Raw genomic sequence first — 9,985 nt, 5'->3', positions numbered from 1 at the left:
TTATTCAAGGCACAAAACTTATCCGGGATTTTTATTCTGGGTTTACGGTTCGATTCTTAACAGTCTGGGTGGTGTCCTGCTTTGCTTCCGCGGCTATGCTCCTGATTTATTGACAATTATACTGGCGAATCTTTTTATTGTTCTTTTCTACTATTTCCTGACCAAAGGGCTGGAACGGTTTTTTGACGTGACAACTGCTTCCTGGCCGGATCTTGCGCTGATCGTTTTATTTGTTCTGTTGTTCCTGTTTTTTACCTACGCAACACAGAATATCGAAGCACGTATTATCGTTATCTGTCTAATATTTTTCTACTTCTGCATTAAATCCTTTTTGATCCTGCACCGCTTGCATGATCCTCCTGGCAATATTTATTTCCTGGCGATCCTTTACAGTATCGCCTTTTGGAGCCTTGCTCGAGTTATCATTACAATCGTCGAGCCGTGGGGGATGTCCGATTTTATGAACGCCGGTGCGGAACATGCCCTGACATTTATCGTTGTCATTTTTACCCAGATCTTGCTGACCTTTGGTTTTGTCTTTATCAATCATAGAAAGATGGAAACAGAGCTGGAGGAATCGTATTCGGTTCTCGAGAAAAACGAAGCTGATCTCAAACTGTTTTTTGAAAATAGCCCGGCGACGATGGCGATGTTTGATAATGATATGCAGTACATCAATGTCAGTCAAAAATGGTTTGAAGATTACAATCTTGCCGACCGGGACATTATTGGTAAATCACATTATGAGGTCTTTCCCGAGATTCCGGAAGCCTGGAAAGAAGCTCACCGCAAGACTCTATCAGGACAAAAATTAAGTTCTGAAGGAGATCGTTTCGAACGGATTGACGGCTCTGTCCAATGGATTCAATGGGAACTTCACCCCTGGCATAATGCAACTGGCGATATCGGCGGTATTGTCATGCTGACCAAGGATGTTACTGAACAGAAAAAAGCAGAAGAACTCAGTCGCAAGAGCGAAGAGATGTTTCACAGCCTGTTTCGTAACCATGATGCGGTGATGTTGCTGGTTGATCCGGAAAATGGGCAAATTATCGATGCAAACGATGCGGCTGTTAAATTCTATGGTTATGATCCTGGCAGTTTAAAATCAATGGGGATCGAGAAATTGAATGATTCCCCCCCCGATGAGATTGCAAAAGCCCGGACACGAGCTCTGCATGGAGAGCAAAACTGCTTTGAATTCAAACATCGACTTGCTTCAGGGGAAATCAGGCATGTAGAAGTGCATACGACTCCGATTGAAATTATGGAGAAGACTCTTCTCTTTTCGATCGTTCATAATATTACCCGACGTAAAAAATTAATGGAGGAGCATTCGAGGGCAGCTCAACTGGCTGCTTTGGGTACCGTCGCCGCAGGCGTTGCCCACGAGATCAACAACCCCATTCAGGGGATTCTTGGTTATGCCAATCTCATCCAGCTCAACCCGCAGAATGTCGAGCGCAATTTTAAGTTGTCGCAAGGGATAATGACTGAAAGTGATCGTATAGCCAAAATCACTCGAGATCTTCTTTCCTATGCCAAGGACAGCCGGGTTGAAATGATCAAAACCAGTATTAGGGATGTTGTCGAGGCGGCACTTACGCTAATCCGGCCGAAGATAGCGAATAAGGGTATTTCCATAGAATTTAATGTTGATGGAAGTTTCCCGAATGTCTACATCCAACCCCAGAGCATTCAGCAGGTTGTGATTAATCTGGTTGATAACGCCTGCGATGCTTTAAAAAACAAGGCGACCCAGGTTAAAGATAGCAAGATAGAAATAACGATTGATCGAATAGAGCAGAGCAATCCGCCCGAGTTTTTCATTGAAGTCTATGATAATGGTGAGGGGATGTCCGCTGCTGTTATAAAAAAATCACAAGAAGCTTTTTTTACAACAAAACCGGGAAGAGAAGGGACAGGCCTCGGCTTATCGATTGTCAGTGACATTATCAACAAGCACCATGGTCGTTTGCTGATCGATAGTGAAGAAGGATTATTTACGCGGGTCAGGGTTTTGCTTCCGCTGGATAATAAACAGGTCTGATTCTTCACGCATGGAGTTCATGTTGACGGAAGTGTCAGGATAAGGAGATAGAGGCGATTGAAAATACTTGTTATCGATGATGAAAAAAGCATCCGGGATTCTCTGCAATGGTATCTCGAAGATTTAGGCCATGAAGTTATTGTTGAATCGGCGCCATTTCATTGCCACGTCTATCAGGGCGGCGACTGTACAAATGCTTTGTCATGCACCGACGTGCTGCTGATCGATTACAACATGCCGGATATGAATGGACTTGAATTTATCCAGGTTTTAAAGGAGCGTGGTTGCAAGGGTATCACGAAAAATATGATCTTGATGTCGGGAGATGCCATGGCTATTGATATGGATGTTGCGGAAAAGCTGGGTTGCACTGTTGTGCAAAAGCCGATGAGTTTTGATTTCCTCAATAACTGGTTGTTAAATATAAAGGCTTGAACCCGTCCAATTCACTGTTTTTCTAAAATCAAAAAAGAGTCATCCGTGGTGAGGATGGCTCTTTCTAATCTTTAGTCGGGAGATTTGAGAGGGAACTCAATGGTGAAAGTCGTATGGCTGTCTACCTCGCTTTCGACCCGGATGTCGCCGCCCATTTTTTTTATAATTTCATAGCAGACGACCAGCCCCAGGCCGGTCCCTTCTTTGGCCGATTTAGTAGTGAAAAACGGATCGAATATTTTGCCGATACTGTTTTTCGGGATTCCCGATCCCTGATCGCGAATTTCGAGACAGATTGACTGCTTCTCTTCATCGCAGAAACCGGCGCCGATATGCAACTGTTTGTCTGGGTGCGCTTCGGGGAACCGTGCATGCAGGGCATGAGATGCATTACTGATCATATTGAGGAGGATCTGTTCTATATGCTGCTGCTCGCCTTGAATCTGCGGCAGATCATCCGGGATATTCTGTGTCAGAATAATCCCTTCCTTGACCATTTTTTCCTGTGAAAGGGTGCGGACATTTTCGAAACAGTCAGCCAGCGAAAATAAATCCCGATTATGGCTGCCGGGACGTGCCGTGGCCAATAGTGATTTGACTATCCGCGCAATCCGGTCACCCTCAGACAAAATGCGTCTGACGATTTCCCTGTGTTCCTTTTTCTCCAATTTGGTCTGCAAAAGCTCTGCGCAGCCGATAACGCCTGCTATCGGATTGTTGATTTCATGTGCGACCCCTGACGCCATCTCACCGAGGGCGGCCAGTCGGGCCATCTGCAGTGTCTTCGCTTCAAGTTCTTTCCGTTCGGTGATGTCGGTGAAAAAAACAAGGATTCTGTGGTCGACCCAGGTCGCGGCGATGCTGGTTGCGCGTACCAGGCCGTCCCGGCTGGTTATGTTAGCCTCGAAATCCTGCAGGTCACGCTCTTCACGTTTTGCCCGCTTAACAGCTTCTGCCCAGTTTCTGGCGACCTCATCCCGGTATTCTTTGTCCGGGTATGCTTTGCGAGACCAGTCCTTCAAGGTCGGGATCTCCTGCAGGGTATAACCGAAAAGGTCGATGAATTTATCGTTTATATATTCGATTTCACCTTGACCAGATGCCCAGGAAATTGCAATCGGGGAGCTTGCCAGAATGCTTCCCAGGTTCTGATTGGCCCGGAACAGCTCCTCTGTCCTTTTAGCCACGGTTTCCTCAAGTGTCTCCTTGGCGTTCTGGATTTCCTGGAGCCTTTTGCTGAGAGCCGTTGAAACCAATTCAAAATTGTCGATAAGAAATGAAATTTCCCGAATGCTTGATTTTGGCCAGGAAAGCGCCTCTCCACGGGCGATCTTGTCCGGAAGATCATCCGAGATAGTGACAAGTTTTTTGTGTGTTTTACCGATCCCGGAGCCGATAAAGGCTGCTAATGTCATGGCCACGATAAAGAGGCCGGCGACGATACTCAGGTTGTTGATAGCGGTTTCATAAAGATAGCTCTGCAGTGGCTCGATCGGGTATTCATAGTGGAAAGTCCATCCGGTCCCCTCGACTTTTTTCTCAGTTATAAAGAACGCACCCCGCCAGATCTGCATAGCGCTGATATGTTTCTGCTTGCCCGGAATCCTGATCGAAACACCCTGCACACCTGTCGAAACGATGGTCTGGTTATCTGCTGGCGAAATCTTTTCGAGCGGCAATAATTGATCTGAATTGCTGAAAATGATTTTATCGTTTTCGTCTGTCAGGTAGATAATATTACCCTCATCCGGATTATCAGGAATGATCAGTTTTTTCAGGTGATTGAGATTTGCCGCGCCGAGCCCGAAACAGTAGATGTTGTCGTCACGCAAAAGCGGGACACTGATCGAAATGATCGGCTCAAATACTCCCCCGCGGCCGGCGAACACTTCGGATATAACCGGCTTTCTCGTCTCGGTAAGTTTCTTAAACCAGTTCCGGTCCCGGAAGGTTATGCCAAGGGTCGATTCGCCGCGTTCATTGACTGGTGGGTGAAATGCAATCGTCCGTCCGGAAGGATCTCCAATAAATACATTGTGAAATTCGGGGAACAGTTCATGGATTCGGGCCAGCTCTTGCTGCAGCTTTTCCGAGGGGCGCAGAGGGTATGTCTTGCCGAGCTCCGAGATGACCCTGGCGGCATTCATGTGCTCGCTGACCCATCGATTCAGACTTTCGGTTTTTTCCGTTGCTTTCAATTGCAGGGTTTCGGCTATTTTGAGCTCTTCTCTTTGTCTCTCGTTATAATTGCCGTACATGATCAGACCAAGAGAAGGGAGCATCAGAGCGAACACGCTGACCTGGAAAAGGATATGCGAAATCCCGACCCGGACCCGGTTATTTCGATTAGTTAATTTACCGAGGGGGGCCAGAGAGAGGATGATGCTGGCAATGAGCGCATTGAATATGCCGTTGACCGTCTGCTTCAGGGCAATGACTTTGGTGATCTGGAAATCGAGATGCATGACTCCGGAGTAAAAGAGTGCGACCAGCGGGATCCCGAGGCATAGCCAGTAAAAACTGTCGAGAAGAATGATATTCGATCGTCCCCGGCGGAACCAGATTCCGATCCAGAGAATCTCTGCTGTAAAAATGATAATTGCGTAAGGGTGGTTCCAGAGAATAAAGGTGTAGGACGATGTTAAAACCGCAGCGATCAAGCCCCATCTTAATCCGCAGATACTGAGAATGAGAATGCAGAAAATACTGCCGAAGATAAAGTGGACATTGAATCCGATCGGCAGGTTGAAGTGATTGCCGGCCAATCCGAGAAGGATGAACCCTGCGAAGATGGAAACAGATTTCAACGAGAGCCTGCATCCATCGGCTGAGTTTTCCATAAAGCCCCCGCATTCATTTTGCAATGCCAACGACTCCGGTGGCAGATTGAGATCATATCCCCGCCGCTTTTAGCGGAGGAAAATTAAAGTTTCTCTAACTATAATTCTGTCACATGCCTGACAGTTTGACAAGGCTCGAGAAGAGCGAGGTGAGACCGGCTTCCCTATTTTTTGGGTTTATCGCGTTTTATCGGGAATAAATGGTGCGCACCCCAATACCGCCATACTTTTTCAATCGCACCATGAAAACATGATTCCGGTTCGCCGGTACCGCCCGGCGTGCTCCTTCATTTTCTTGCCTGTCCTGAGCCAGCTGAAGGAGGAGTCTAGCGTTGTATTCACTCCAATCTGCGAAGAACCTTTTTTTTGCCGACCGCAATTAATTTTGATCGTAAATGGTTCGGACCAGTATCTGCCGGAAATACAACTGAACACATCCGTGGTTTTCGTAATGCAGGCAAAGGCTGTCTCGAAATTGCGGATGTATTTCTGTTCAGATGCAAAGATGTTGGTGCGCTGAGGCAGCGAATCAGAAGGTCGAGAGTTCGGATCTTCCGTGCTGACCGTTATTTCTTATATTGGTTGACAATGTCCACATATTTCACATAATGTCTACAAATGTAACTTTTATTAATAGATAGACAGGAAGATTGATGAATCTCTCGGTCAGGGAAGCGGCTCATATACTGAGTGTTACGGAAAAAACCATATACCGGTGGATCAAGCAGGATCTGGTTCCGGCATATCGGGTGAATGGACAATACCGGTTTAATCAATCAGAGCTCATTGAATGGGCGACCTCGCGGAGAATGGGGGTTTCGCCCGTTGCCTTTGCCGAACCGGAAGCTGCGGCCATGCCCCTTCCGACCCTGACCGGGTCGCTCGAAGCCGGGGGGATCATCTATCGGCTTGATGGTGATACGAGAAACAGGGCTCTCGAGGGACTTGTCAATAACCTGCGGCTCATGGATGGTGTCGACAAGGACTATCTTCTCAAAGTCTTGATCGCCAGAGAAGAATTGGCTTCGACCGGTGTTGGCGACGGGATCGCCATCCCTCATCCGCGCAACCCGGTACTGTTACACACAACCCAACCGACGGTCACATTGGCTTTTCTTGAAAATCCGGTTGATTTTCATGCCCTCGACGGTCTGCCGGTCCGGGCTCTGTTTTGTGTCATAAGTCCAACATTAAGGGCCCACCTGCATCTGCTCTCGATGCTCGGATATGCCCTGAAAGATCCCGGTTTTCGTAATGCTGTTGAACAGACCGAGTGTCGGGAGGCAATCTTTAATTCGTTAAGAAAAGTGAAGCAAGATATGGGGCGTGCCCACTGAAGGTCCGTTTATTTATTGATAACAGGGGCAGCGCCACCGCCTGCATTGGATTCTTTACGGTTCCGACTTCCGGACCGGGCCGTTTTTTCGATCGGATAAATAAATGCGAAGCATGACCTACAAAAAAATCGTCGGTGATATTTTTGGTGGAGTGACCGCGAGCATCATTGCTCTGCCGCTTGCCCTTGCTTTCGGGGTAGCGAGTGGAGCGGGGGCTCAGGCCGGTCTCTATGGTGCAATTGTTCTCGGTTTCGTCGCTTCTCTGGCCGGTGGAACCAAAGTCCAGATTTCCGGACCGACCGGGCCGATGACGATCGTTGCTGCTTCCAGCCTTGTTCTGTTCAAGGGAGATATCAAGATTTTGATGGCGGCTGTATTGCTGACCGGTCTTTTCCAGGTGGCGCTCGGTTTGCTCAGGGTCGGCAAATTTGTCAAGTTTGTTCCGTATCCGGTTATCTCGGGATTCATGAGCGGCATCGGAATTATCATTATCCTGTTGCAGATAAACCCTTTATTCGGAATCGAAGGGGTGAAATCGCCGATTGATGCCGTTACCGATCTGGTCAATATTGGAGCCGGAATCGAGCTGGACGCCCTGTATGCAAGCCTGGTTGCATTGCTGATTGTTTTCTGCACTCCGAAACAGATAGCGCGGATTATACCGACGCCGCTTCTGGCCCTGGTTGTTGTGACCCTTTTTGCGCAGATTGCCGGCTTGCAGTTGCCCACCATCGGCACGATTCCGAGCGGCCTGCCGGATATCGTATTGCCGACATTCTCCCGCAGCCAGCTCACCCTGATCGTTTCGGCGGCCATGAGTCTTGCCGTCCTGGGGGCGATTGACACCCTGCTCACTTCGCTGGTCGCCGATTCCCTGACGAAAACCGAGCACAATTCGAACCGCGAACTGATCGGCCAGGGCATTGGTAATGCCCTGACCTCTTTTGTCGGTGGTATCCCGGGAGCCGGGGCAACCATGCGGACGGTGGTCAATGTCAAGTCCGGAGGCTCAACACGACTGTCAGGTGTACTGCATGCATTGATCTTGCTGGCGGTGCTTCTCGGCCTCGGGAAATATGCGGCGATTGTTCCGATGGCCGTTCTGGCGGCGATCCTGATCAAAGTCGGAATTGATATTGTTGATTACCGGATGATAAAAATCATCAAAAAAGCGCCGAAGCATGATCTGGCGGTCATGTTTACCGTCCTGTTTCTTACGGTCTTTGTCGATTTGATAATTGCCGTCGGGGTCGGCGTGGTTCTCGCCTCGGTCCTGCTGACCGTGCGTTTGATCAATCAGTCGAGCTCCTCGATAACGGATCTCAAAGTCCCGGTGCCGGAAACGGAAGGCCGCGATCAGCTTAATGGTGACGAAAGTTTCCGGGTCAGGGTGGTCGATATTGATGGCCCCTTTTTCTTCGGTTCGACTTCCCGGCTGGTTGGTCAGGTTGGAGCAATGCTCGGCACCAGGATCGTCGTTTTCAATTGTCTCAAGGTCCCCTTTATTGATCTGTCAGCATTTTTTGCCCTGTGCGAAATTATTCTGAAGCTCAAAGAGAACAAGATTATTCCATTTATTGTTGTCAGTGAAGAAATCAGGGCAAAGTTGATCCGGCTCGGGATCACTTCGATCCTCCGCGAGCCGCATATCTATCTTTCATTTGATGAAGCTGTTGAACACGCCAAACGCCACGTTTGCGGCGATCGGCCCTGACCCGGCATACGGCAGGCAATCAGGAGTCAGACGGTCGGGAGTTTAGGGGGCATAGGGGACAGGAGCGCGGCCGCGCGGTTCTCCTGTCTTCTGTCTTTAAGTCAGGGGACAATTCCCTGTACTTCGGGTAGTGTCCCCGCCGACGTTTAGACTCCGATTGGGAGACCATTGATGATTTTGACTCACCCCCGTTGCTCTTGAGGTCGCTCCCGCCAGCGCGTTCACTGAACCGCAGCCCGACCGCAACCGCCACGGAGACGTATTGTGTTTGCCTCAAGGCAAACTTCCCGGCAGCAAAGTTGAACAGAAACAATCCAGACCGCACAAAAAGCCCCCGGCTAGGGAGCCGTTTTCTGCATACTCTTTTATGGCTTAATAAAAGAGTATGGCGGAGTGCGCGGCCGCGACCGCGCGGTTCTTTATGTCTCCAGGGGATATTCCCCTGAGCTTCGGGTCGTGTCCCCATCCAACAGGCCTCATTTGAGTATTCATAATGGATATGTTATGTTCAAACCCATAAAAAAAGATACGGGAGGTTAATAAAACAACAGGGGGTGTTATTCAGTGAGAATCTTTGTTATTGACGACGAGGAGAGCATCCGGGATTCGTTCCGAATGTATCTTGAAGATCAGGGTCATGAAGTATTGACAGCTGATCGACCTCAAGCGTGCGCTGTTTTTCAAGGGCACAACTGCGACAAAGATTATCCTTGTGGTCATCTGTTGCTGATCGACCATTTTTTACCCGGCATGAACGGCCTTGATTTCATCGAGATGATGGAAAAGCAGGGCTGCAGGGGAATGGTGCGGAATAAAATCCTCATGTCTGGAGACTCGACAGCGGTTGATGAAGACAGAGTGAAAAGAATCGGTTGTAAAGTCATCCAGAAGCCGTTCACTTTTGCAATGCTGGATAAAGTTGTCGACAATGCAGAGCTTGCAGTTGACCCGGATGAGAAACTGGCTGATCTGTCTGTTAACTAGTTTAGCAATAAAATTTATCTGTAAGGGGCTACCTTCTTGAATGCGAAGGTGGCCTTTGTTTTTTTGTTGGTAGCGAGGTCTGGTTTGATATTGTCTCATCCGGCAATCAGATTGGCCGGCGCGGAAGCTTCCTGGAAGACTTTTCTCTCTCAAGAGGTGAGCGCATTGCCAAAGTTCTCATCGCACTATTGAATAGTGTGCCATCCGGTTTCAAATCCATAGGAAAGTGTGTCAGTGTCACATCGCGCAGGCTGGAAAACCGCCAAATCAGGAGGTTTATTATTGGCATTAAGCTTGCTCTATATTTATTTAACTGCTGCAAAACTTCATTATTAACACCGAGGGTGACTATGCGGATTTTTCTGATTGAAGACGACGATCATTATCGGAGTTTACTTAAGATATTCCTGGAGATGAAGGGGCATGAGGTATTCGATGCACCAAATCCAACCGATTGTCCCGCCTATGATTCAGACGAGCAGACATGTGTTCATGATGCACCCTGCGGGGATGCCTTATTGATTGACCAAAGCATGCCCGAAATGACCGGGCTGGAATTTATCCAACGACAAATTGAAAGAGGCTGTAAGGGTGCTATTGAGAACAAGGCGATAATGTCGGCTCG

At 48.4% G+C, this 9,985-nt stretch carries 8 protein-coding genes; 7 read left to right on the top strand and 1 reads right to left on the bottom strand.

The window, feature by feature from the left end; all coding sequences use genetic code 11:
- Window positions 1-2,050 (top strand): hypothetical protein (locus tag C0623_03095; protein PLY02854.1); only part of this gene is annotated, 2,050 nt, incomplete at its 5' end.
- Between the two features lie 57 nt (window positions 2,051-2,107).
- A complete protein-coding gene (locus tag C0623_03090) occupies window positions 2,108-2,485 on the top strand; it encodes a hypothetical protein (protein ID PLY02853.1) in 378 nt (125 codons plus the stop codon).
- A 71-nt stretch (window positions 2,486-2,556) separates the two neighbouring features.
- Here the strand turns inward: C0623_03090 and C0623_03085 are convergent, their stop codons facing one another.
- Window positions 2,557-5,325 carry a hypothetical protein gene (locus C0623_03085; protein PLY02852.1) on the bottom strand — a complete coding sequence of 923 codons (2,769 nt, stop codon included), beginning with the start codon at window positions 5,323-5,325 and terminating at the stop codon, window positions 2,557-2,559.
- 250 nt (window positions 5,326-5,575) lie between these two features.
- Between C0623_03085 and C0623_03080 the strand changes: the two genes are divergently transcribed.
- From C0623_03080 to C0623_03060, 5 genes are all read left to right on the top strand, one after another.
- Entirely contained in the window at window positions 5,576-5,845 is a 270-nt protein-coding gene (locus tag C0623_03080) for a hypothetical protein (protein ID PLY02851.1), read from the top strand.
- A gap of 133 nt (window positions 5,846-5,978) precedes the next feature.
- Complete coding sequence (locus C0623_03075; GenBank protein PLY02850.1) at window positions 5,979-6,662, top strand: PTS fructose transporter subunit IIA; 684 nt, start codon at window positions 5,979-5,981, stop codon at window positions 6,660-6,662.
- Between the two features lie 103 nt (window positions 6,663-6,765).
- Window positions 6,766-8,376 (top strand): SulP family inorganic anion transporter, encoded by a 1,611-nt coding sequence (locus tag C0623_03070; GenBank protein ID PLY02849.1) that lies wholly within the window; start codon window positions 6,766-6,768, stop codon window positions 8,374-8,376.
- Window positions 8,377-8,940: 564 nt separating this feature from the next.
- Window positions 8,941-9,360, top strand: coding sequence for a hypothetical protein (locus tag C0623_03065; protein ID PLY02848.1), 420 nt, complete (start codon window positions 8,941-8,943; stop codon window positions 9,358-9,360).
- 350 nt (window positions 9,361-9,710) lie between these two features.
- Window positions 9,711-9,985, top strand: a 275-nt coding sequence (locus tag C0623_03060) for a hypothetical protein (protein ID PLY02847.1), incomplete at its 3' end; no start/stop codon positions are given.

The organism is Desulfuromonas sp., assembly GCA_002869615.1.
Classification (GTDB): domain Bacteria; phylum Desulfobacterota; class Desulfuromonadia; order Desulfuromonadales; family UBA2294; genus BM707.
This window is presented reverse-complemented; position numbering and strand designations above follow the sequence as displayed.

What these genes read in the sequence shown, in the direction of transcription:
- C0623_03080 (PLY02851.1), top strand. Translation starts at nt 5,576, where the DNA reads ATGATTCCGGTTCGCCGGTACCGCCCGGCGTGCTCCTTCATTTTCTTG.
- C0623_03085 (PLY02852.1), bottom strand. Translation starts at nt 5,325, where the DNA reads ATGGAAAACTCAGCCGATGGATGCAGGCTCTCGTTGAAATCTGTTTCC.
- C0623_03070 (PLY02849.1), top strand. Translation starts at nt 6,766, where the DNA reads ATGCGAAGCATGACCTACAAAAAAATCGTCGGTGATATTTTTGGTGGA.
- C0623_03075 (PLY02850.1), top strand. Translation starts at nt 5,979, where the DNA reads ATGAATCTCTCGGTCAGGGAAGCGGCTCATATACTGAGTGTTACGGAA.